The sequence below is a fragment of the Bacteriovorax sp. As-1 genome (assembly GCF_058446905.1).
Genome location: NZ_CP184341.1, coordinates 841,055 through 862,687 on the forward strand (window position 1 = coordinate 841,055; position 21,633 = coordinate 862,687).

23 protein-coding genes are annotated in these 21,633 nt (G+C 40.6%); 11 read left to right on the top strand and 12 right to left on the bottom strand.

What is annotated here, in order from left to right; translation table 11 throughout:
* Nucleotides 1–522 carry a methylated-DNA--[protein]-cysteine S-methyltransferase gene (locus ACN20O_RS04255; protein ID WP_491637524.1) on the top strand — a complete coding sequence of 174 codons (522 nt, stop codon included), beginning with the start codon at nucleotides 1–3 and terminating at the stop codon, nucleotides 520–522.
* A 3-nt stretch (nucleotides 523–525) separates the two neighbouring features.
* Here ACN20O_RS04255 and ACN20O_RS04260 read toward each other — a convergent pair whose 3' ends face one another.
* On the bottom strand, nucleotides 526–2,613 hold the full coding sequence (locus ACN20O_RS04260; protein ID WP_491637526.1) for a phospholipase D-like domain-containing protein: 2,088 nt from the start codon (nucleotides 2,611–2,613) through the stop codon (nucleotides 526–528).
* 61 nt (nucleotides 2,614–2,674) lie between these two features.
* Nucleotides 2,675–3,331, bottom strand: a complete 657-nt coding sequence (locus ACN20O_RS04265) for a DedA family protein (protein WP_491637528.1) — start codon at nucleotides 3,329–3,331, stop codon at nucleotides 2,675–2,677.
* Nucleotides 3,332–3,469: 138 nt separating this feature from the next.
* Between ACN20O_RS04265 and ACN20O_RS04270 the strand changes: the two genes are divergently transcribed.
* On the top strand, nucleotides 3,470–4,009 hold the full coding sequence (locus ACN20O_RS04270; protein ID WP_491637530.1) for a glutathione peroxidase: 540 nt from the start codon (nucleotides 3,470–3,472) through the stop codon (nucleotides 4,007–4,009).
* Here ACN20O_RS04270 and ACN20O_RS04275 read toward each other — a convergent pair whose 3' ends face one another.
* Nucleotides 4,010–4,927: an SAM-dependent methyltransferase gene (locus tag ACN20O_RS04275; protein ID WP_491637532.1), complete on the bottom strand. Its 918-nt coding sequence runs from the start codon at nucleotides 4,925–4,927 to the stop codon at nucleotides 4,010–4,012.
* 23 nt (nucleotides 4,928–4,950) lie between these two features.
* Here ACN20O_RS04275 and ACN20O_RS04280 point away from each other — a divergent pair, with 23 nt between their 5' ends.
* The 5 genes from ACN20O_RS04280 to hflX all read left to right on the top strand — a co-directional run bounded on the left by ACN20O_RS04280 (nucleotide 4,951) and on the right by hflX (nucleotide 9,642).
* Complete coding sequence (locus ACN20O_RS04280; protein ID WP_491637534.1) at nucleotides 4,951–5,847, top strand: radical SAM/SPASM domain-containing protein; 897 nt, start codon at nucleotides 4,951–4,953, stop codon at nucleotides 5,845–5,847.
* Nucleotides 5,848–5,956: 109 nt separating this feature from the next.
* Nucleotides 5,957–6,175 (top strand): hypothetical protein, encoded by a 219-nt coding sequence (locus ACN20O_RS04285; protein ID WP_133566584.1) that lies wholly within the window; start codon nucleotides 5,957–5,959, stop codon nucleotides 6,173–6,175.
* A 36-nt stretch (nucleotides 6,176–6,211) separates the two neighbouring features.
* Complete coding sequence (coaBC, locus tag ACN20O_RS04290; protein ID WP_491637537.1) at nucleotides 6,212–7,438, top strand: bifunctional phosphopantothenoylcysteine decarboxylase/phosphopantothenate--cysteine ligase CoaBC; 1,227 nt, start codon at nucleotides 6,212–6,214, stop codon at nucleotides 7,436–7,438.
* A gap of 2 nt (nucleotides 7,439–7,440) precedes the next feature.
* Complete coding sequence (panC, locus tag ACN20O_RS04295; protein ID WP_491637539.1) at nucleotides 7,441–8,298, top strand: pantoate--beta-alanine ligase; 858 nt, start codon at nucleotides 7,441–7,443, stop codon at nucleotides 8,296–8,298.
* A gap of 9 nt (nucleotides 8,299–8,307) precedes the next feature.
* Nucleotides 8,308–9,642: a GTPase HflX gene (hflX, locus tag ACN20O_RS04300; RefSeq protein ID WP_491637541.1), complete on the top strand. Its 1,335-nt coding sequence runs from the start codon at nucleotides 8,308–8,310 to the stop codon at nucleotides 9,640–9,642.
* A gap of 95 nt (nucleotides 9,643–9,737) precedes the next feature.
* Here the strand turns inward: hflX and ACN20O_RS04305 are convergent, their stop codons facing one another.
* From ACN20O_RS04305 to ACN20O_RS04330, 6 genes are all read right to left on the bottom strand, one after another.
* Nucleotides 9,738–10,991, bottom strand: a complete 1,254-nt coding sequence (locus tag ACN20O_RS04305; RefSeq protein WP_491637542.1) for a phenylacetate--CoA ligase family protein — start codon at nucleotides 10,989–10,991, stop codon at nucleotides 9,738–9,740.
* Nucleotide 10,992: 1 nt separating this feature from the next.
* Nucleotides 10,993–13,512: an acyl-CoA reductase gene (locus ACN20O_RS04310; protein WP_491637544.1), complete on the bottom strand. Its 2,520-nt coding sequence runs from the start codon at nucleotides 13,510–13,512 to the stop codon at nucleotides 10,993–10,995.
* On the bottom strand, nucleotides 13,512–14,678 hold the full coding sequence (locus ACN20O_RS04315; RefSeq protein ID WP_491637546.1) for a LuxE/PaaK family acyltransferase: 1,167 nt from the start codon (nucleotides 14,676–14,678) through the stop codon (nucleotides 13,512–13,514). The genes ACN20O_RS04310 and ACN20O_RS04315 overlap by 1 nt, the downstream gene beginning before the upstream one ends.
* Nucleotides 14,665–15,831 (bottom strand): GNAT family N-acetyltransferase, encoded by a 1,167-nt coding sequence (locus tag ACN20O_RS04320; protein WP_491637548.1) that lies wholly within the window; start codon nucleotides 15,829–15,831, stop codon nucleotides 14,665–14,667. Before ACN20O_RS04320 ends, ACN20O_RS04315 begins: the two co-directional genes overlap by 14 nt.
* Entirely contained in the window at nucleotides 15,828–17,054 is a 1,227-nt protein-coding gene (locus tag ACN20O_RS04325) for an MFS transporter (protein WP_491637550.1), read from the bottom strand. The genes ACN20O_RS04320 and ACN20O_RS04325 overlap by 4 nt, the downstream gene beginning before the upstream one ends.
* A 64-nt stretch (nucleotides 17,055–17,118) precedes the next feature.
* Complete coding sequence (locus ACN20O_RS04330; protein WP_491637552.1) at nucleotides 17,119–17,454, bottom strand: hypothetical protein; 336 nt, start codon at nucleotides 17,452–17,454, stop codon at nucleotides 17,119–17,121.
* A 28-nt stretch (nucleotides 17,455–17,482) separates the two neighbouring features.
* Between ACN20O_RS04330 and ACN20O_RS04335 the strand changes: the two genes are divergently transcribed.
* Both ACN20O_RS04335 and ACN20O_RS04340 read left to right on the top strand, forming a co-directional pair.
* Nucleotides 17,483–17,764, top strand: coding sequence for a hypothetical protein (locus ACN20O_RS04335; RefSeq protein ID WP_491637554.1), 282 nt, complete (start codon nucleotides 17,483–17,485; stop codon nucleotides 17,762–17,764).
* Nucleotides 17,761–18,414, top strand: coding sequence for a M24 family metallopeptidase (locus ACN20O_RS04340; protein WP_491637556.1), 654 nt, complete (start codon nucleotides 17,761–17,763; stop codon nucleotides 18,412–18,414). The genes ACN20O_RS04335 and ACN20O_RS04340 overlap by 4 nt, the downstream gene beginning before the upstream one ends.
* On the opposite strand, the gene ACN20O_RS04345 is transcribed toward ACN20O_RS04340, so the two are convergent.
* From ACN20O_RS04345 to ACN20O_RS04355, 3 genes are read right to left on the bottom strand one after another with little or no spacing between them, the layout of a single operon-like run.
* Nucleotides 18,406–18,894, bottom strand: a complete 489-nt coding sequence (locus ACN20O_RS04345) for a hypothetical protein (RefSeq protein WP_491637558.1) — start codon at nucleotides 18,892–18,894, stop codon at nucleotides 18,406–18,408. The genes ACN20O_RS04340 and ACN20O_RS04345 overlap by 9 nt on opposite strands.
* A 10-nt stretch (nucleotides 18,895–18,904) precedes the next feature.
* Complete coding sequence (locus tag ACN20O_RS04350) at nucleotides 18,905–19,591, bottom strand: class I SAM-dependent methyltransferase (RefSeq protein WP_491637560.1); 687 nt, start codon at nucleotides 19,589–19,591, stop codon at nucleotides 18,905–18,907.
* Between the two features lie 3 nt (nucleotides 19,592–19,594).
* Nucleotides 19,595–19,981 carry a hypothetical protein gene (locus ACN20O_RS04355; protein WP_491637562.1) on the bottom strand — a complete coding sequence of 129 codons (387 nt, stop codon included), beginning with the start codon at nucleotides 19,979–19,981 and terminating at the stop codon, nucleotides 19,595–19,597.
* Between the two features lie 194 nt (nucleotides 19,982–20,175).
* Here ACN20O_RS04355 and ACN20O_RS04360 point away from each other — a divergent pair, with 194 nt between their 5' ends.
* A complete protein-coding gene (locus ACN20O_RS04360) occupies nucleotides 20,176–20,982 on the top strand; it encodes a polysaccharide deacetylase family protein (RefSeq protein WP_491637564.1) in 807 nt (268 codons plus the stop codon).
* Between the two features lie 6 nt (nucleotides 20,983–20,988).
* Nucleotides 20,989–21,447, top strand: a complete 459-nt coding sequence (locus ACN20O_RS04365; protein WP_491637566.1) for a hypothetical protein — start codon at nucleotides 20,989–20,991, stop codon at nucleotides 21,445–21,447.
* The last annotated feature ends 186 nt before the right edge of the window (nucleotides 21,448–21,633 follow it).

A 21,633-nucleotide genomic window follows, 5' to 3' on the forward strand; every position in this document is an offset into this window, starting at 1 on the left:
ATGGAAAAGCTTCATTACAATACAATGCTCTCTCCTATTGGAAAAATCACTCTGGTGGCCAGTGAGGACGCACTCTGCGCTCTTTATGTAAAAGATGAAGAGAAACCTAAAATGGTTGGAGCGGTAAAAAATGAAGGTAACAAAGTTATCCTGAAAACAATCAAACAACTCAATGAATACTTCGCGGGCAAGAGGAAGACATTTGATCTTCCTCTTAGTCCAGAAGGAACTGAATTTCAAAACCGCGCATGGAATGCTCTTTGCGAAATCCCTTACGGACATGTTTGGAGTTACGGAAAACAGGCCCAGTATTTAAAAGCGCCGAACGCTCAACGAGCGGTTGGTGGGGCCAATGGAAAAAACCCAATTCCTGTTATTATTCCCTGCCATCGTGTGATTGGTTCAAGTGGTAAACTCACCGGTTTTGCCGGAGGCATGGAAATGAAAATCTTCCTTCTAAAACTAGAAGGCCATGAGGTTGATACTCATGGCCTGAAACTCAGTAAGCAGTTAAGCTTATAATCGTTATAAAACTTTATCAAAAATTTTAATGATCCACTTCTTCCAGAAAACAATTTTTTGTTCTTCTGTCAGTTGACGAGAAATCTTCATATACTCTTTGTATAATTGCCCCATCTCAGTCGTGAACTTTCTGTCATTAACCACCACTCCATTTTCCAGGTCGTGGTAAAAGCTTCTCTTGTTTAAGTTAACCGAGCTGATAAAAGAAACTTCATCATCAACCATGAGAAGTTTTGAGTGAAGAATAACTTTTGGCTCTGTGTACTCAAAAACTTTTACTTTCTTTAAGAACTTATTTACACCATCTTTATTAACAGCACCAAGAATGAAATCTGCCGTATCTCCTTCCAGGTCAAGACGAGAGATAATAGTAATATCCACTCCTCTATCAACTGCTCTTTGAAGAGCATCATGAATTTCTTTTACTGGTCTAAAATAAGGAGAACTGATTAAGATTTTCTTCTTCGCTGAATCTACCATACGAGCATAGAACAAATTCAGGTTTGGCTCATCCTTAAATGGGATTGAAATATAATGTCTTAAACTTTCTTCTTCTGATTCAGCCGCCGCTTCTTTTTGAACGGCTACACTTGAAAGCTTCATAACCAGGTTATCTTTATTAATGTGATAGAAATTCATGTAATGGCGAACAACACTTTCAACAAAGTTCTGTCCTTTAATGACCATCTCAAAATCTCTCCAGTAGGCCCATGATTCATCACCTGAAACATAGTTTACGATTTCCGGAAATTTCGAAACATCTACCGGCGTTTTGAAAACGAAACCGTCATGGATGTTACGTCCACCAACGATGACCATTGAATTTTCCGGAGTTTCTTTTGAATAAGCAGCAAACATTTTTACGTGGTTTGTACGGTGGAATTCAGAAATCCACGCTCCACCTTGCTGTTTGTTATCGAATTGGTATCTCACCACTTTCATGTTTGGATGTTCGGCCATAAGCTTTTCATACATAGCCACATCTTTATCTAATGAAATAACTTCAGATACAACGATGCGAACTAAAGCTCCCTGGTCTGCATGGTAAGCAAGAAGTCTTGCTAGTAATGTCCCGTAGAAATCCGCTCTAAAAACTAAGTAAGAAACCAAGATAGCATCAAACTTTGGAGCTTTTGAGAAATCAAGCTCAGCGTATGGATTCCCATTTTTTACGAAGTCTTTAGGCAGATCGTGACCTAGTAGACCAATCACACGAGCATGTAAGCTGTCTTCCGGCTCTGGAAGAATGTTGATTGAATCATACTTCATTGGACACGTCATATTTGAGAACTCTGTCGTCTCAAAGAAGCGTCTTGTATCTTTTTTAAGTGAACATACTTCAGTTGTAGAAAGAAGTGATTCTAAACCTTTTAGTTTGCTGCTTTCGTTAACAACCTTAAAAGAGTATTTCTTTGGTTTATTGTCTAGTGAACTTGTAAAAGAGAAATCACAAGATTTTAAATCCGGGTGGAAACTAAAATCGCGCCAGTCATTAGAGATCTTCTTATCACCTAGTGAGAACTTCACCACTTGTCCGGCCTTTGCCTTTTTATTAGTGAAACCATACTTCATCACAAAAGGTGCATCACACTTTACAGTGAAATCCATTGTCGGCTTTTGCTCGTTTGATCCGGCTTCATGTCTATACCCCATAGCTGTAAAAAACTTATGAGTCAGACGCACTTCAGTCTCGCGCGCTTCATATGTTGAAACAGAAAACTGAACATTCTTCTCAGGTGAATATAAATCCAGCTTCGCTAATTCAATACGCTCTTTTTCTTCGCGCCACTCTGATGGATTATTTGTAATCGTGCTTCCGCCTGCATCTAAAACAGAAACTTTCGATTCAATTTCCTTGATCTTCTTATCAAGATTTTTTTGTTCATCTTGAATCTTTAATAGTTGTTCTTCATTTTTCTTTTTTTGGAAGTGGACACTCATCGCTCCTAATTCAACTTTACGTTGTTTCAACGAACGCAGCTCTTCCCAGTCTTTAGAGTCAGTCACAGAACTCGGCATACGAGTCATTGGCGTCTGACAACCAACGAATGACAGGAGTAATACTAGGGCAGTGGCATTTCTAATCTTCATAAGCAACCTCTTAAAGCTACTTATCGAAATGAAAACCTAAATATTAATTTTTTGGGGAGGGTTAGGTCGCGCTCGGTTCTTTTTTCCCGAAAATTCTCTTCTTCACTTTAACCGCAATATAAAGACCAGCGGCAACCAACGCAATTATAAGGGCATAGTGTTTTACTTGCTTAATAGTTGAGAGAATCACTTCTCCATAGTGAGCAAATAAATAGACCTGAGTTGGTACGGAAATAAGAGCAGCTAAACCGTCGGCCGCTAAGAATGTCCATGGGGAGATCCCCATCATTCCGCATGAAAGGTGTCCTGGAAAACGCACACCAGGAGTGAAACGAAAAATTGCTGGAACTAAAAAGCGATGCTTGTGAATCATCGTTCTCGACTTCTCCAGCGAGTTTTCTCCTAGATACTTTCTAAAAAACTTATGCAGCCACCGGCTGGTTCCAAATTTTTTTCCCAATGAATAAACGATAAAGTCACTTATCATGATGGCGAAAAAACAAACGGCCATAGCGGTGTAAATGTTAAGTGGAGAAACGCTCACACCTGCAGGCGGTGGGTATTGATCAGGATGGCGCCCCATATGAACGATAAGTCCTAATGCAACGATCGTCACCTCTTCAGGGATCGGCAATCCAAAACTTGAAAGGAACATCATGGCAGAGACAATCGAATACACCAGCACTGGTGAATGCGCGTACTGGATCACGAATGGCATAATCTCTGTATCAAAAGGAAACATAGCGCCCCAAGTAAATAGACACGCTCATCATAAGGGATAAACATTGCTCAGACAACCTTCCCAAGATGAAAAACAGGGCTATAATCATTCCAACTTACATAAAACGAGGTTTTCATGTCGAAACTTTTATTGTGCTTTGCTTTTATTTCATCAATGCTTTTTGCTGCAAACGTTAGAGCGGAAAATTTCTATGACTTCAAGTATGTCGACACCAATAAAAAAGAAGTCAAATTCAGCGACTTCAAAGGAAAAACAGTGATGGTCGTCAACATTGCCACACGCTGTGGTTTTACCGGCCAGCTTGATGACATCGAAAAACTTTATCAGAAATACAAAGGCAAAAATTTTGTGGTTGTAGGTTTTCCTAGCAATGATTTCCTTGGCCAGTCTCCAGAGTCTAACGAAGAGATCGCAAAATTCTGTCGCTTAAAATACGGCGCAACTTTTCCTATCGTTGAAAAACAAGTGGTCAAAGGTGATGGCATCACTCCGCTCTACAAATGGCTGACGACTCAAAAAGGTTACGAAGGTGATATCGGCTGGAACTTTGTGAAGTTCATCATCAACAAAGAAGGTCATGTTGTTGGACGCTTTAGTTCAAAAGTTGATCCGCTTGATGAAAGTGTCACAAAGAATATTGAGAAAGTTCTCTAACTATTCAGCGTAAACCAAGAACTCTTGTTTGTGTGATGGTAACTGAGTTGCCATCACAACTTTAAGCCCCATTTTCCCCATGATGTTTAAATACATCGGTACTCTAGAAACCAATTCAAACTTAGTCATCTTAAGCGTTATGAAAGCACCTTTGAGTGATGGCCTGATTGCATCGACGACTTTTTCAATCTCGCGCAGAGATCCTTCCGGAGCCAGGTTCATATCGACGTACAGCCATTGAACATGGTCTTTAAGTGAAGAGACGTGAAAATCCTGAATTGAAACTTTGTGGTGAATGAAGTTTGGATTCTCCAAGCATACTTGGGCCATTTCTCCAGGATCAACGCCTTCAACTTTTAATCCTTTTTGTAGAAGCGCATACGTGGCTCCCCCAGGGCTTGATCCGATTTCTAAAGCCGTGTCACCGGCCGGAAGATTCACTCCCATGTACTTCATTCCATCAATCACTTTTAAATAAGCACGCGATGGAGCTTCGTCTGGAAGAACGGCTGTGCTGAATCCGCCAGGAGTTGGAGAATTAAAAATGCCGGATTTGAATTCACCGAAATAATATTGATTGTCTGAAACTTTGATAATTTCTTTAACCCAGTCACCACTTTGGTATTCATAGGTTTCGAAAATTTCTCCGCTAAGAGAATAAAAAAGGGCCTTGCCCTGCCACTTAGAACGGATCTCATCGTAGGATCCCCTTCTGATAAATTTTCCGAAATGGCGGCAGAAAACCGGTCTTAATGTCTTGCCTAATCTCCTCGTTTCTTTAAACGTTAAGAAACCTTCCGTAGAGTATGCAAAAGCAAGCTCTGGATAAATCAGGCGGATCTCTTCCTTCAGGAACTTCTCTGAGCCCGGGTTGCATAGGAAATAGTAAAAATTAGGTGGTGATTGGTCTTGAGACATAATGTGTGCTAAATAGCACGATAATGAACAAATTCAAACGCGTTTATATTGAAATCAGTAATATTTGCAACCTTCAGTGCTCATTTTGCCCTGTGGTTGAACGCGACAAGAAGATCATGCCCGCTGATATGTTCAAAAGTATTATCAGTAACGTCGCCCCCCACACCGAGCAAGTTTGTTTACACCTGATGGGAGAGCCCTTAGCCCACCCGGAATTTGAAACCATTATAAAATACTGCGAGGAAGCTGGTGTGCGTATCAATCTCACGACCAATGGGATTTTACTAAATCGCTATAAGCAGCTACTTTCAACTTCTCCTGCTTTTCACCAGATCAATTTTTCAATTCATGCCTTTAAAGACAATTTTAAAAATAAAGACATCAATCCTTACCTTCAAGATATTCTCAATTTCTCGAAGGAATCGCAGGAAATTCGCCCTGAGCTTTATATCAATTACCGCCTGTGGAATATCTTTGAGACCACAACTCAGAATGACTCAAACTCTGATATTTTAAAAACCATCGGTAACTTTTTTGAGACTGAAATCAAAGAAGACATCGACGTTGGAAATATTAAAAGTAAACGCATTTATAAGCGCGTCTACCTGCATTTTGACTCGCGTTTCGAGTGGCCAAGCCCACTGATGCCTAAACAATCTGAAACTGGATTTTGCCACGGACTCTCTTCTCATATTGGAATCCATGCCGATGGGACAGTGGTTCCTTGCTGCCTCGACAAAGAAGCACACATCGACCTGGGAAAAATGCCTGAAATGTCTCTCTCTGAAATCCTACAAGGCCAGAGGGCCCGCGCTATGAAGATAGGCTTCGAGGCAAAAAAACTGGTCGAAGACCTATGCCAGCGCTGCACCTACATCAAGAGATTTCAGACAGTTAAGAAAGCCCAAGCGGCCATTTAAGCTTTCCCCTATAATATCCGATAAGTTCCGTACAATATTCTACAAGGCTAGGGGTATGACCGAACAAGAATTGCAACAAAAAAGGCAGGAGTTCCGTGACCAAGAGGTCATGAACAAAATCAGCCAATATTCTTCTTCGTCTACTGTCGAGTATAGACACCAGGTTTTAAAGTCCAATTACACCTACAAAAAGGTCGATAAGAGCTTAGGAAAGATGGGCTGGTTTCTGGTAGTTACGCAAGCAACTTTCCTCATTTTTTTCTCTACTCTTTTTGTCTTTAGTTACATCCCGCACACTAAGAAAATCGTGACTATGGTCATGCCTTAAATTGCAAACACGCGCCTTTTATGAAATATTCCTTCAATGAGAATATTGTTAGGCGTAAGCGGTTCAATCTCAGCTTACAAATCATTAGACATTGCTCGCGGACTGGTCAAAAAAGGACATGAAGTTAAAGTTATTTTAACTGAAGGTGCTTTGAAATTTGTCGTACCAGAAGTCTTCACTTACTTAGGTGTGAGTGACGTGTATAAAGCACAAGACGACTTCGTTCACAAAAATGTTCTGCATATCGACCTGGCACGCTGGTGTGATGTATTTGCGATTGCTCCAGTATCGGCCAACACTCTTTCTCGTTTAGCTCAAGGCCAGGCTTCAGATTTATTGTCATCTGTTTTCCTTGCGCTTGAACCACACAAGAACACTTTAATTTTCCCGGCGATGAACACTAATATGCTTCATCACCCCTTCACTGAAAAAAATATCGAAGACATTAAGAAACTTAAAACTCTAAACAATCTTTTTGTCTCTCCTACTGACGCCGGTATCTTAGCTTGTGAAGAAGTGGGCCTTGGAAAACTTCCAAATGTCGAGGAGATTATCGAAATCATCCCGACAATGATCAAACCAATCCAGAGCGCTGACCAAAAAACGATTCTGGTTACAACTGGGGCGACGATTGTTCCGCTTGACCCTGTCCGCTACCTGACAAACTCTTCTTCGGGAATTACTGGCTACTACCTGGCAGAAGCGGCCCTTTCAATGGGACACAAAGTAGTGATGATTGCCGGCGCTCACTCAACGGCAAAATTAAATCTTTATTCAAAACACCCTAACTTCAAACTTCTTCGCGCTAAAACGGTTGAAGAGATGAAGGATACGGTTCATTCACACTTAAACGACGCTGATCTCTATATTAGTTCAGCAGCGATTTCTGATATCGAGTTTGACGTTTCTGATTCTAAAATCAAAAAAGACTCTATGGGCGATAGCCTAAAGATCAAACCGGCGACCGATGTTTTAAAAACAGTGCTGGAAAAGAAAAGTGCAAAACTTAAAGTTGTAGGATTTGCCGCAGAAACAGACCCAAGTGATTCTGTGTTAAATAAAAAAATGCAGTCAAAGCCAGTTGATCTTTTAGTAGGAACTAAAGTGAACAATGGCCTGACTAAAAACCAGGAAGTCACAGGCTTTAATGCTGACTTCGCTGAATACCGCCTGCTTTCGCCAAAAGGTTTTACTTACGAAGGCATCTTAACAAAAAAAGAACTGGCCCATAAAATTATCCTCCAGTTTTTTCCACCTAACTAAATATGATTAAAGTATTCACGACGAAAAAAGATTTCGACCATTACAGAAATGCGCTTAAAAGCGAAAGAATCGGTCTGGTCCCAACTATGGGAAATCTTCACAAAGGACATATTTCGTTAATTGAAAAATCGACGGAAGAAAACGATGTGACGATTGTCACGATCTTCGTAAACCCCAAACAATTTGGGCCCAACGAAGACTTTGATAAATACCCGCGCACACTTGATGAAGACCTGGCGAAAATTTCGGCAATGGCCTTATTAATCAGCGCTCAAAAAGAGATTGCCGTTTTTGCTCCGGGATCAAATGAAGAAATATACCCGCAAGGGTTCTCGACAACGATCTCTGTGGGACCTATGACTCAGAAGTTTGAAGGTTCAGTAAGACCGACTCACTTTGATGGAGTGACAACAGTTGTTTACCGCCTGTTTACTATCACTCGCGCACACATTGCGTACTTTGGGCAAAAAGATGTTCAGCAATGCCTGATCATCAAAAAGATGGTGAAAGACCTGGATATCAAAATCAAGATCCACATCATGCCGATCGTAAGAAACGCCGAGGGTCTAGCTCTTTCAAGCCGCAACCAATACCTTTCAGAAAGTGAGCGTGCAGAAGCTTTAACACTTCCACAAACACTAGTGAAAATTGAAAAACTCATCCGCACCAAACAAGACTACAAAACGTTTGTGAGTGATGTTTTAAAAAATGATAAGAGATGGGATTACCTGGAAATCCTCGACTCTGATAACATGGAAGCCCCGAGTGCCAAAACCCAGGAATTAGTCATTGTAGCGGCTTTCAGATCAGGAACCACTCGCCTACTAGATAACATTTTGGTTCCGGTTCATGCAGGATAATTTTAGCTTATGATGGACAACGAATTTAATATTGATCCCAATTACCGTGCGACACTTGTCTCACTAGTCTCGCCTAATTTCCCGGATCACCAAACTGAAAGTGAATCCAGACGCTCAATCAATGAGCTTAGAGAACTTCTGCGCACTCTTGGTCTAAAGACCGGAGAGGCCCACATTCAGAATAAAAAAGAAATTGATCCTGCAACGATCCTAGGTTCAGGAAAACTAAAAGAGATCGCTGAAGCCGCTAAAATGGATGACTCTCAGCTTTTAGTTTTTGACTTTGAATTAACGGCGAGACAAATCGCCAACATCAGAAAGATCACTGGTCTTTCTGTCGTTGACCGCGTTCACGTTATTCTAGAAATCTTCGCGAAACACGCTCGCACCAGAGAAGCAAAAATCCAAATCGAAATTGCACGTCTGCAGTACATGCTTCCGCGTCTTGCCGGATTCTGGACTCACTTAAACCGCCAGCGTGGAGGAGTCGGGGTTCTCGGAGGAGAAGGTGAAAAGCAGATCGAGCTTGACCGTCGTATCATCAGAGAAAAAATTGAATTCTATAAAGAAGAATTAATTCAGCTTGAAAAACAAAGACAAGTCAGAAAGAAGCGCCGTGAAAATCAGGCCGTGACAGCTGCACTTGTTGGTTATACCAACGCCGGAAAGTCATCGATCATGAATCGTCTTTGCCGCGTTGAAATCTTAGAAGAGAACAAACTCTTTGCGACACTCGACTCTACTTACCGCATGCTTAACCCGGACACGAAACCTCCGATGATTATGATTGATACGGTAGGATTTATTTCCAACCTTCCCAACACTCTGATTGACGGGTTTAAGACAACGCTTGAATCGGCCCTAGAAGCTGATTTATTAATTATCGTTTGTGATATCTCAGACTCGCATTACGAAAAGCAATTACAGGTCACTTATGACGTTTTAAAAGAACTAAACGTCACCGATAAGGAAACGATCATTGTCTTTAACAAAAAAGACCAACTCGACGACGACCTGTTAAAGAAAATTGTTCTAAGAAAGTATCCAAACAGCTTTCTGGTTTCAAGTTATGACCCGGAAGACATGAAAGGGCTAAGAGAGCATATCGTTAACTTCTTTTTGGCAAAACAGGATCATTACGATCTTTTCATTCCTTATGAAGATGGCGGTGCTCATTCGGCCATTCTTTCAAAGACCAATGTGGTGAATACGACCAATCATGAAAAAGGGATTTTCTATCGTATCCGCGTGCCTGACTTTATTTTTGGAAACCTAGGTGTACAAAAATACATTTTAGGGCCGAACGACCCAAGACTTGAAGAAATGGACTTGTCTACGATTTAAGCCTGAAAAAAACAGCTAAAGCGAAAACCACGACAGTCAGTACAATTCCGAAAATAACAATTTTGGTGTCTTTATCCATTTATTCTTTCCTTTTGCTACTTTGTACGTTGATCAATAATGCGCTTTAGTTTTCCCGTTCTAGCGTTCGCATCGAGAGCACTTTGTTCGACAATTTCGATTTTAAGAGGATGAATCAGGTTTTTATTTAGGATATCAGCATAACCTGGTTTCTCTTTACTGAAAGCTTCAGTCAGTCTTGCTTGAGACGTTGCTCTATCAATTCCACTTCCTGCAATTTTAAAAGTCAACTCATCTTTGTGATCGTAGTGATTTAGTACCATTTGAAACTGAATGCCTGAAGCTTCTTTTAATGTCTTCATCACCATATCTCGTGTGTCTTCAAAATATACACTCAGAGTCCCAAGTCTTGCGGCCTCTTCTGATCTTCCTTGCAGTTTAAATTTGCGATTAGGAGTTTTTTCATCTTCTAACCACATGGCCATATCTCCAGCGGGATAACGAATGATAGGCATTAACTTTCTGGTCAGATTGGTTAAGAGAACTTTCCCTACCTTATATTTCTCTGTAATGACTTCGTTAGTATCAGGATCAACAATTTCGATGATACTTGCTTCGTCGTACACACGGTGTTCATTATTGGCGCAATCTGTGCTTGAATAGCCAATCATTCCCCCATCAACACTCGCGCAGCCAATTGATGAAATTTGAATGTCCGGAAAAATCTTTTTTAAGGCCAGGTGCTGATCATCATATAAGGCCTCTCCTCCAAAAAGGAGCTTTTGAATTTTAAGATGAGGAAACTTTGATTTATCGGCCGAATACTTCTCAAGCATCGTTAAGATGGCCGATGGCACACCCACAATCGTATTGATGTTAAACTCTTCGATGATTTTTAAAATCTGCACATGATCAGTTTGCCCGGCGATCGGGTATTGCGTGATTTTCTTTTTTGCAGAAGGAATAAACTGCAGCGAATCTTTAATAAAAAGAAAAGAAGCGTATAAGTCCCCTACATAAAAAAGATTCCCTACTCTATCTCCATGCTCGAGAATCCCTTCGCTCATTCCATGGCCAAAGGACTCGGTATAAGCGATCCATTCCTGGTGAGTGAAATAGGAGTACTTTGGAGCACCGGTGCTTCCGCCACTCTTAAACACAATCCCATCCGGTTGATCATCAGTCACCACTCTTGTTTTCCAAAACTCGACCTGATCAATGATTGGGAGATCTGATAATTTATCTGAATGAACATTTTTATAGAGTTCCTTATAATAAGGAGAATGTTTTTTAGCATGTTCTACAATTTCTTTTAATGTCCATTTTTGCATATTAAATCCTGTGATCAATTACGCTTCTTAATTTTCCAGTGCTGCTGCTAAAAGTAAGGTCCTTTCGTTCCACGACCTGAACTTCAAAATCTAAAACTAAGTCTTCTTTCACAACAAGTCTTAGATCGCTATACTCGTCCATAAAAGTTTTCAACAAGCTCTCAGGAGTCTGCGATGCTTTAAAAAGGTTTTCAATTTTAATAATGACTTTTTCTTTTTTCAGTCCTTCACCTGCGTGAAGATGAAGTTGGATAGAGCCTTCATAGTCAAACTTATCAATTAAGATCTTTTGAAACTTTTGATAACTTAAAAAAGTTGTCCCGATTCTAAAAACATCTCCATGGCGTCCCATAAGTTCAAAACGAGTTCCCATGCGACCACATTCACAAGGGCCACTTAACTCTCTTCCCACGTCGCCAATGGCATAACGTTCAATTCTTTGCCCATGACGAACTTTTGAAGTGAAAAGAAGTCTTCCAATCTCACCTTTTTTAACCGGAACATCGGCCTCAAGGTCCACGATTTCCATGTCATGAAGTTTTTCATGTAAATGATGAACTCCCCCTGTGGCGAATTCACATTGGTACCCAAGAGGGCCGGCATCAACAGAGCCGTAACTAGCTGAGCGGATAATTTCTACTCCGTATTCACGCTTTAAGTATGTTCTTTGCGCTTCACTAAAATGCTCACCGCCATAAAAAATCTTTTTAATCCCGCGGTATTTTTTTAGCTCTTCATGGTTTTCTTTAAAAAGCTGAATAAAGTACGAAGGCATTCCTAAAAGTGTATCGACTTTATTTCTAATAATCGTTTTTCCAACTAGAGCAAAGTCAGTGCTTGCTCCCATTGGAAAATGAACGGCGTGAAGTTTTTCTAAAATGGTAAAGAAGCTGGTAAAGCCACCATATAAAGACCCGGCATAAAAGAGATTCATGCATCTATCTGTCACTGGGTTTAATCCAGCAGCATAAAGACCTTCGGAAGCAAGCTCCATCTGACGGTGATAATCTTCGTAGGTGAAAACTGAAAGCTTCGGTTCTCCAGAGCTTCCTCCACTATAAAAGAAAAGGTCCGAGTAACGGTCTTCTACTTTTTGGTTTTGGAAATCTGCTTTTTCCATAATTGGAGTTGTTCTAACTGGGTTCATCCCTTTTTGATCTTCAAAAGAGCTCTTATTTTTCATCATGACTGCTTTTTTTGAGTCATGGAAATTAATTCTTTGACAGTAGCGCTCTAGAGCATAAACCCCGTCATGAGGCTCACCAATATAACTGTCAGTCATCTCTCCAATCGCTCTGATTCTTTGAACACCGGCCATATAAAGATCGCGAGAAAGCGCTTCAACTTCAAAGGCATCAGCAGCAATCCCTGCTGTTTGCAAATACATTTTAAGTGGTCTTAAATGACTAATGATTAAATGTCTTGGCATTGGTTTAAGCCAGATCGTTCTAAAAAGTGGCGAGGAGTTGAGAGCGGGAGTGTCTTCAACATAAATACGCCAGTCATGATTTTTTGATTCTACAAGATGACTTCTGCCTTTAATCGACTTAAGTCTCACCTGCTCTTTTGTGACTGTAAGCTCTGCCGTTTCCTGAACTCCAGGAAGAACTCGCTTCATTTTCGGAGACACTTCATTTAAGGCCTTCTCCAGATTTTTTGCCAGCTCTTTTAACTCACTAAAGTCAGCATCTTCTACAAAAACGCACTGAGGACTTGAGCAGGCCATCTGTTCATTGAGACAGATTTCATAAGCTAGGCTTTTATAAACTTCAGAATCTTGTTTTTTTGATTTAGCGATATAAGAAAAAGAAATCTTGTGACCCCATTCAACGATACGGGCACCGCGAGGAGAGATTTCTTTTACACTTTGAACACTCTCCTCTCCTCCCCAAACTGAAATAACATCAGCAAGTGAAAGAACACTTTTCAAGTAATCTTTTTCTTTCGAACTAATTTTAGCGACATAAACATAATCTTTAATCGTGCCAGTCGTATCGAGTTTGCAAAGGGTCTCATAAAAAAGAGCGGCAAAAGCACTATCTCTTCTGGCAAGTTTTAAGATATTAACGTTTCCACTTAGAAGCCCCTCCATGACACCCAAAACACCAAGAAGTGGTGAGTTATTAGGTGTTACATGGACCAATGTTCCCAATGGATACCAGGCCTCAAAATGATTTTCTCTGGCATCCTGTCTTTTTAGTTCGAATGGGTGCTCGCTGCCTAATTCTCTTTTTAGTTTTATGCGAAGCTGGTCGACACTTAAAAAATCAATCAGTCCATCCATTGAAGCTTTCACTTCGTCTTTTGTGATGTCTTCTCTACTTTCTAAATCTTTTAATAATGCCTTATAGAGAGTGCCTTCTGCTTTAAGTTCTTCTTGCATTTTCTTAACCACATCAAACAGCACATAGTGTGACAGCGGTGGTTTTGCCCAAAAAAGTGAATTCTCAAAGTGCTTATTAATCTCATTTTTAAATTGATCGTCGGAAACAATTTGTCCGGCCCAAAGATTTGCACTCATTATGACGCCTTCCCTTTTAAAAGTTCAGAGGCCGCTAGTGCACAACTTTTATTCTTAGACACTCCTGCCCTTCCGTGGATTTTAAAATATGGTGTCTCCATCCCGCACTTGCATTTCTCATGGAGAGAGGCCATATCCCCCATAATCACCGAGTGAGCAGGCATGCTGGTAATGTAAGGAGAAACAAAATGCAGAAACCCTTTTTGGTTAAAACCTAATGGTTTTAGCGTTTCAACATCGCGGATAAAAACACGCGACCATATAGGAACATGGAATTCATGCTGTGAGCATTCTACATAAGGAATACAGTGCTCAACTGAACCAAACCCGTCGCGAAGCCTATCGTTAGGAATGCCCAGCATCTCTTCTGCTAATTCATATAAGTCATTTTTTTCAATTTGCTTATCTGCATTTCCTTTCCAACCTCCTCCCAGAAAGACCATTGAGTCTTTGTGGAACTTTAAAGGCGGAAGCCCTAACTTTTTCATGCGCTCTAAAGCAAAGTAAAAGAAGGCCGGAAAACCAAAAAGCCTGACAGGAAGTCCTTGCTCTGCAAATCTTCTAAAAGCATCAATTGTCCCAAAACAATCAAACTCGTGTCCACCACTTCCTGTTAGTTTTAAAGCAGTAAAAACTTCATTAATCGGAGCGTATTTGCAAAGAAAGTTATCCGTGTAGGCCGTTCCTAGTTTTGAACTTGCTTCTGTCTGATAACTAAAAAGAACGTAATTGCATTTTTGCGTCTCGCTCACCCAACCGTATTTTTCAAAAATCCAGTCTACCATCCTTTGAGCTGAGCGAATCGTCCATTCGTCAAAAAAGATTTGAGACTTCTGCCCTGTCGTTCCCGAAGAAGTCAGGTGTAAAAACACTTCTGAAGGCGGCACTGATAAAATCTCATTTCCTTTAAAGAAATGTGCCCACAGGTGTGGAATCTTCAGACAGTCATCAAGTGTTTTAATATCTTCAGGCCTAAATTTCTGCGAGTGACTTAAGTCGCGGTAGAAATCACTCTTTTCAATATGCCAGGCCGAAATCTCTTTCATGGCCTTGATAAAATCATCATCACTTTTTTTAAATCCACTGTACGGATCACTTTGATCGCACAGGGACTGAACACTTTTTAATTTATCGCTGTTTGGGACTCTAAGTTTATTTTGTTCCATAAATAACCTCGATAGTATCCAGGTTCACCTGCTTCCAGGTATCCACATACTGATCAATAAAAGGTTTAAACTGAGAAATAACGGCCATTCCTCTAAAGTTTAAAGGTTCCATTGTTCTACTTAAAACGATGTAGTCTTCAAACTTGCCGTCTACTTCTCTCATCGCCGGGTACAGGGCACTTGGAACGAACTGACCGGCCAGCAGAGGTTCAATAAATTGTGTGAGTTTTACGTTGATAAGAACTTCAATGTAAGACACCCCGATATCATCGAGCTGCATGTAAAGACTCGTTAAACTCCCCGCAAGTTCAGAAATAGGTTTTGTTGCTTTAATCAAGGTGCAGTAACCATCGCGTTTACTAAAATAAGCAAAAATCTCAATTCTCCCCTTCTTGTCCGCAATCAGCATATTAGGTGTGTGAAAAGGAAAGAAGCGATCCTTTGGATCAGGAAATGTTTCCAGGAATTTTCTATATACATAGTGGGGTGCGCGGATGATTTCAAAGTCCCAGGCTTCTGTTGTCGATGGAACTTCTACTGTTGTTAGTGGTACGCCCGCTGGAATCGATAAATCTGGAACGATATTTTGAAGGATGTTATACATGGGGATCAATGACTGCGAGACTTCTTTTGTTGGTACTCGTTTTTCCAAAAGTCCTTTTCTAAATTTGGCAAAAAGAGTCACTGTTTCATACTGACTCAAACGGTGAGCATTGGGAAAAATCCCTAATGGCAGGTATTGGTTTTTAATAAAGACTCTTTGAGGCCCAACTGTGTTAGTTCTAGTTGTGGCATAAAGAGAATTGAGTTCACTCTCCTTTTCCAGGAAATGCTCTCCTACATAAACCACCAGGTGATTCCCAATCTTATTCTTTTGAAAGTTTGGATGAACGACAAGACCCACAAGCTTTCCAATTTTATTTTCTTTATCAATCTCGGTAATTAGCGCCCCTGTAATCACTTTCTGATTGAGGTCGCGGGCCACAAGCACCATATGAGTGTCGTGGTTTTGAATCGAGCGCGATAAAAGTTCCGGGTCTGTCCCGTAAGAGATAGGATACTTTCTCCCATAAACCGCGCGATAAAGGTTGATGATTTCATCAACATCGCCGATCACTGCTCTTTCAATCACTTCATTGTTTCCAAACGTCATACATTCTCACTTGATGGTTTAGTCTTTAAAAAACTCGGCATAAAAAACGCAATCAGCATGGTCAAGAGACCGCAGATTAAAGCAAACTTTGGAACTTCTACCACTGGGAGTAAAACTCCTGAGATAGCAAAAGAAAGTGGCATAGAAGCGGCAGAAATAATATTGACTGCCACCATAATCGAAGGCACTTCGCTTTCTTTAAGTGATGTCTGGAAATAAGTTAAGACCTGAACGTTTAAGAATGTGCTCAGTACCCCGATTAAAAATAAGAGTAAGGATGCTTCCCCTGTGGTTTTAGAGAATGAGAAGACCTGAAAGAAAAGACCAAATAAGAAACAAATTATCGCAATCATTCCGATACGTTTTTCTTCTCTCACAGTAAAAGCGCTTAGAGATAAGAACATTCCCGTTAAAAAGGCCCCGACTCCCATAGCTCCTTCAATCATGGCCAAGTCACTTCCGTTGCCCTTAAAAACATTCTCAACATACCAAGGGATCATAACCATAATCGGAGTAAAAACGACGTTGATGAAAAGAAAGCTCATCAGCATTTTTGCAATAGCTGGGTATTTTTTTAAGACGACCATTGGCCCCATCACCTCTGCATCCTCCGAGGCCTTCTCTTCTGTCTTGATAAGTTTTACCATTCCTTGCAAAAGCGCTGCTATGATAAAACTCACAGCATTGATAAGAATCAAAACCTTGATATCAAAAATGTTAAGTAAGAAAATGGAACAAGCGGCCCCTAAAATATTTGAAATTGAAAAGCTGGTGTCTAACAAAGCATTGAGTGGAGCAATTTTTTCGTCTTCAACTAAAAGTGGCGGCAGCGATAGAATCGCCGGGTTAAAAACACTCGAGCCTATTCCTACTAAAAAAGAGGCTGCAAATAAAAACATCAAAAAGGCATTACTCTTTTCAGGAACAGTAAACAAGGCGCCGAAAAGCGCGAGTAAAACAGCTCCCCTAAAATATTCAGAGACGATGACTGTTTTTAAAATTCCAAATCGCCCGATGAGCTTGGAAGAATAAAACGACATGAAGATGTGTGGTAAAAAACTCACCGCTAAAAACCATGGAACGATATTGATCGAATACATGGTGGTGAGATACCAGACGAGTCCAATGGACATCATCTTGTCACAGACGGTTGATAAAAGTTGAGAGAGAAAAACGACGAATGCATTCTTTTCTCTAAGGATTCCAAGTTTTTGATTTGTCATAATCCTATTTTAAGTTATCCCTTAAAATCTGCTTGGAAGAGGACAAAAATTCTCTAAAACTAATTTAGTCAATTAAGGCAAGAACCCTCTCGGCCAGATTATGGGCCACAAGGGGTTTAGGAATGAAGCCAGAGACCCTATTATCCAGGGAATTCTCAGAACCAACTGGCCCAGTGGCCACTAGTTTAGTCCCCTGTGAGTACTCATAGAGTCTTTCTAGGTCTGCCGGGTGATTGTCCAGGTCGAAAATGATCAGGTTAGGTTTGAGGTCATCAATCAAGTAAAAGTTCTCGTTCAAGGTTTCAACAGTATAGACTTCTGCCTTTTTAGCTCGCAGTGCCAACTCCATCATTGAACGCAAAAACTTTTCTTTTTCGATATAAAAAACTCTCTTTACCATGGGAGCATTCTCTTGTTAGTCTTGGTAAATGTCAAACCAAGTTCGCGTCATTGATTCATTATCTGGCACCAGCCTCTTCGAAACAACCATCGATAAAATTAACGATGCTTATGCCTTTGCTATGCAAATGGAAGAAGCGGGATTAGATATCGAAGTGGTGGCTCCAGGCCTTGCCGAAACTTTGATCCGCTCACTTGGCGCTGACGACACAGAGATCAAAGCTTATCAGCAGAGCCTGCAAGACGAGATCGATGAACACGAAGACTCGGACTACGGCTGCGCAATTTGCCCTCCGAGCCCCCATAAATGAGCTCCCCTCTAGAAAATAGAGGCGAACAATTTAACCTGGATGATTACCTGCGCGCGCAGGAAAAAACCCGTCAGGTCGTTGCTAGTTTTGCTAAAAAAATCACTCCAGGTATGACTGAAAAAGAAGGTCGCACACTTCTAGAAAGTATGATGGATGATTCAGGCCTTGAAAAAAGATGGCACCCAACAAAATTCCGAGCCGGCCCAAACACCACAAAAAACTTCCGTGATAATTCTGACGACTACACCATTGTCGAAGATGATGTTTTCTTTGCTGATATCGGCCCGGTTTACTACAACCACGAAGGCGATTTCGGAGAGACTTTTACTATTGGACACGATCCAAAGCATAAACACCTTGCTCAGAGTGCAAAGGCCATTTTCTACACCACTCAAAAAGTGTGGAGAGAGCAAAAGTTAACGGGCAAAGAGCTTTATGCTTTCGCTCAAAATGAAGCTAAAAAATTAAACCTGAGACTCAATAGCAATATGTACGGCCATAGACTTGGCGACTTCCCTCACGCTGTCCATTCAAAAGAAAAATTAGGTAATATTGATTTTTCCCCAACACCCACATTATGGGTACTGGAGATTCATGTGATCGATGATGAAATCGGTCGCGGTGCTTTTTTCGAAGATATTTTACTTTAAGAAACAAGAATAAGCGTCTTTCATTTCTTCCATATTTAAATCAACCCAACACTGAATTGTTGAAACGAAAGAAACACACTTCCCCCCCATTGCACAGTCAGTAATTGGTAGGTCTCTTTTTTCTTGAATCGTATTAAAAAGTTCATTCAGGTAACGACCTTCCTGAATTTTTGTTCCTTTCCCGTTCATCTCTAAAACTGCATCAGTGAAACACTTTACACTTGGAAGTCCTGCTGTTGGAAGATCCGGATAAGCTGAATCCCTAGATAAATAGTCGCATCTTACGTTAGAAACTTTTAGTTCAAAAATCCCAGGAGAAATTTCTTTTTGTTTGAATCCTTGGTCAACAAAAGTCGCCATAATTAAACGAGGTAGTCTTGCAACAACAGAGTCTTCATCATTTGACTTAAGCCAAACACCACTCTCTCCTGCCATTACAGTATTTGCCATTAATAAAATACTAAAAAGTAATGCCTTCATGTGTGTGCTCCTAAGCTTTAAATTCAAATAAAAAGATTTCGCGGTCTACTTGTTTCGGAGTGAATTTCGCATTCACTCTCATCGTCTGCATTTCTTCCGGATAGCCAAGCTCTCTCATCGAAGAAACAAATTTCTGGATATAGGCCCTTCCCGGGTCAGAAAGAATAATTTTTCCTCCAGGATTTAAAAAGGCAATCAAGGCCTGGGCCACTTGAAGAGGGTGCTGGCTTTCATAAAGAATGTCAGAGCCCAAAACGAGATCAAATGTGCCGAGGTTATTTTTCGTGCGCTCAATTTCAGAACGCCAGTTCATCTCTTCGTATTGAAACTTAACTTGGTTATCAATTTGGTTTTTTTCTAAGAAAAGTGGCACATCAGCATGAAAATCTGTCGCAATGACATCGGCCCCAAATCTTGAAGCCACAAAGCTTGGCAATGCCAGACCACATCCGATCTCCAGGATTTTTTTCCCTTCACACATCTCTGGTGTTAGAAACTGGCTTAAGCCAATCCCCGCCTCCCAAAGAACTCCAAAATAAGGGCAGTGCTCTTCAGCTAAAGATTGGTCTTGGTCATCTTCACCGAAGTGCGCGCACAAAATATCAATGCTCTCATCCAAATCGCGAATTGTCGTCATATTCAGATCGAGAACTGACATATTTTTTGTTGGATAAATGTAACCGAAGTGACTTTTCATATTTTAGTAGTTCATGAAAAGTTCAGCACGAGAGTCTGCCATTCCCGGGAAACTCACTTTTACGATACACCCAGAAAGATCAGCTCCCGGAGTCCATGTTACCTGGATTTCCCAAGTTCTTTTATAAGTTTTGCTTTCGATATTGTATCCTGAGTGTAGAAGAAGAGTTTGCTTGTATTCACACTCAAAGTTACTCCACTGTTTTACTAATGTGAACTTTGGCTCGGCCTTTCCATCTTTGCTGTTTGTTTCTAAAGTTAAAGAAATAACGTCTTTTTTAGCAACATCTACCAGGATTTCTTTTCCAGGTCTTAATTGTGCGTATTCAGTGTTGTAAGCAAAAGCACTGATAGAGCTTAAGAATAGTGCAGACGCAATCATCTTTTTCATAGATTACCCTTAGTAAATGAAGTCGATTTATTTTGGGCGTTTAAACCATAAATTGCCCGCATTTGTCTGCTCTCCATGAAAAAAATACTCATTCAGAGGCATCCCCCGTGAAAGAATTTCACCCCCTAGGACAAGAATTTTGAATTTTAGTATAAGACCCCCACATTCACACAATGTCAAAAGGGGACTCTCAAATGAAAACAACTTTACTAGCTGCACTTTTTTTAATGTCAGCAAGCGCTTTCGCTGATTTCTCAGGCAAAATCATTGGGCAACAAGATGAAAATGCCCAGGACAAAGTCTTCTCTCAAGGGAACATGGAAAGACTTCACCGCGGTTCAAAGGAAATCATCCTTACTTTCGATGATGGTCCAACTGCTGCTGTTACTCCAAAAATTCTTGATACTCTAAAAGAATATGGCGTAAAAGCGACTTTCTTTGTTATCGCCAACAACGCTAAAGACCACCCAGCTATCATGAAAAGAATCTTAGCTGAAGGCCACATTGTAGCTAACCACTCTCTTGATCACCACGCACTAAAAGACCTTTCATTCTTCTCTTGGAAAAGAACTGTTAAGAAAGAAGTTCTTGATGCCCACACTATCTTAGCTCCATATATGTCTAACGGTAAAAACTTCTATTTCAGAGCGCCGGAAGGAGCATGGGATGATAAGTTTGCTGATCTTCTAAACAAAGAAGAAGTTGGAAGACAATACATTGGACCAATCCTTTGGGACATCGGTGGTGAAGTTGAATTAAAAGACGGACAATATGTGCAAGCGGCTGACTGGGCCTGCTGGAGCAAGAAGATGACAATCGATGAGTGTCTATCTGGATATATGTATGAATCTCGTAAGACAAAAGGTGGAGTTGTGTTGATGCACGATCTTCGTCCTCAATCAGCAGAAATGCTAGCGAAGTACATCCCTCAGTTAATCAGCGAAGGTTTCACTTTTGGAACTCTTGATGATATCAACTGGGATGCTAGAAACGGCAAATAAACTCTCTTGAAGACGTTTATCCTATGCCTCTTATTTTCTTTTAATGTCAAAGCAGAATTGCAGGCCCCAGAATATGGGTCCTGCAATTTTTATCTCTCACTAGAGAAAACTATTCCTTGCGGTCCGGCCGGTTATGCCAAAGATTTTGGTTACTTTTATTGCGAACAATTCTTAAAAGCAAAAGCTTACCGTTTCTCAGTAAGAGGAAAAGATTTTTTAGCCAAAAATGCTTTTTGTCTTCAGGATGAGATCTACCGCTCTTATATGGACAATCCTCATTTAAGCTGCCAGCAAATTGAATCCAGGGCTTTTAAGGATCATGTGAACTGTTACACTGAATCTGACTTTTGTGAATTATCAATCTCCGACAAAGTCATTCTAACTAACATTATAAAAAAACAACTTCCTTTAAAAATCGCAAGAGATCAGATCAAAGAAGTTTTAAAAAGATGTCGTCAGCAATAAAAAAGGCCCTCTAGGGGGCCTTTTGCAACTAAGGGTCTACTGCATTCGAACAATCTTTTGGATCAAATGATGGAACTGGAGGTGCAATAGGAGGTCGGCAAATATTATTCACACATGATCCTTTTACCAAGGTTGGCGGACATCTGAGCACACACATAGGTGAACCATCTGCCCCAACTCCAGTTC

Excerpts from the sequence above, each read along its gene's own strand:
- ACN20O_RS04255 (WP_491637524.1), top strand. The coding sequence starts at position 1 with ATGGAAAAGCTTCATTACAATACAATGCTCTCTCCTATTGGAAAAATC.
- ACN20O_RS04260 (WP_491637526.1), bottom strand. The coding sequence starts at position 2,613 with ATGAAGATTAGAAATGCCACTGCCCTAGTATTACTCCTGTCATTCGTT.
- ACN20O_RS04265 (WP_491637528.1), bottom strand. The coding sequence starts at position 3,331 with ATGCCATTCGTGATCCAGTACGCGCATTCACCAGTGCTGGTGTATTCG.
- ACN20O_RS04270 (WP_491637530.1), top strand. The coding sequence starts at position 3,470 with ATGTCGAAACTTTTATTGTGCTTTGCTTTTATTTCATCAATGCTTTTT.
- ACN20O_RS04275 (WP_491637532.1), bottom strand. The coding sequence starts at position 4,927 with ATGTCTCAAGACCAATCACCACCTAATTTTTACTATTTCCTATGCAAC.
- ACN20O_RS04280 (WP_491637534.1), top strand. The coding sequence starts at position 4,951 with ATGAACAAATTCAAACGCGTTTATATTGAAATCAGTAATATTTGCAAC.
- ACN20O_RS04285 (WP_133566584.1), top strand. The coding sequence starts at position 5,957 with ATGAACAAAATCAGCCAATATTCTTCTTCGTCTACTGTCGAGTATAGA.
- coaBC (WP_491637537.1), top strand. The coding sequence starts at position 6,212 with ATGAGAATATTGTTAGGCGTAAGCGGTTCAATCTCAGCTTACAAATCA.
- panC (WP_491637539.1), top strand. The coding sequence starts at position 7,441 with ATGATTAAAGTATTCACGACGAAAAAAGATTTCGACCATTACAGAAAT.
- hflX (WP_491637541.1), top strand. The coding sequence starts at position 8,308 with ATGATGGACAACGAATTTAATATTGATCCCAATTACCGTGCGACACTT.
- ACN20O_RS04305 (WP_491637542.1), bottom strand. The coding sequence starts at position 10,991 with ATGCAAAAATGGACATTAAAAGAAATTGTAGAACATGCTAAAAAACAT.
- ACN20O_RS04310 (WP_491637544.1), bottom strand. The coding sequence starts at position 13,512 with ATGAGTGCAAATCTTTGGGCCGGACAAATTGTTTCCGACGATCAATTT.
- ACN20O_RS04315 (WP_491637546.1), bottom strand. The coding sequence starts at position 14,678 with ATGGAACAAAATAAACTTAGAGTCCCAAACAGCGATAAATTAAAAAGT.
- ACN20O_RS04320 (WP_491637548.1), bottom strand. The coding sequence starts at position 15,831 with ATGACGTTTGGAAACAATGAAGTGATTGAAAGAGCAGTGATCGGCGAT.
- ACN20O_RS04325 (WP_491637550.1), bottom strand. The coding sequence starts at position 17,054 with ATGACAAATCAAAAACTTGGAATCCTTAGAGAAAAGAATGCATTCGTC.
- ACN20O_RS04330 (WP_491637552.1), bottom strand. The coding sequence starts at position 17,454 with ATGGTAAAGAGAGTTTTTTATATCGAAAAAGAAAAGTTTTTGCGTTCA.
- ACN20O_RS04335 (WP_491637554.1), top strand. The coding sequence starts at position 17,483 with ATGTCAAACCAAGTTCGCGTCATTGATTCATTATCTGGCACCAGCCTC.
- ACN20O_RS04340 (WP_491637556.1), top strand. The coding sequence starts at position 17,761 with ATGAGCTCCCCTCTAGAAAATAGAGGCGAACAATTTAACCTGGATGAT.
- ACN20O_RS04345 (WP_491637558.1), bottom strand. The coding sequence starts at position 18,894 with ATGAAGGCATTACTTTTTAGTATTTTATTAATGGCAAATACTGTAATG.
- ACN20O_RS04350 (WP_491637560.1), bottom strand. The coding sequence starts at position 19,591 with ATGAAAAGTCACTTCGGTTACATTTATCCAACAAAAAATATGTCAGTT.
- ACN20O_RS04355 (WP_491637562.1), bottom strand. The coding sequence starts at position 19,981 with ATGAAAAAGATGATTGCGTCTGCACTATTCTTAAGCTCTATCAGTGCT.
- ACN20O_RS04360 (WP_491637564.1), top strand. The coding sequence starts at position 20,176 with ATGAAAACAACTTTACTAGCTGCACTTTTTTTAATGTCAGCAAGCGCT.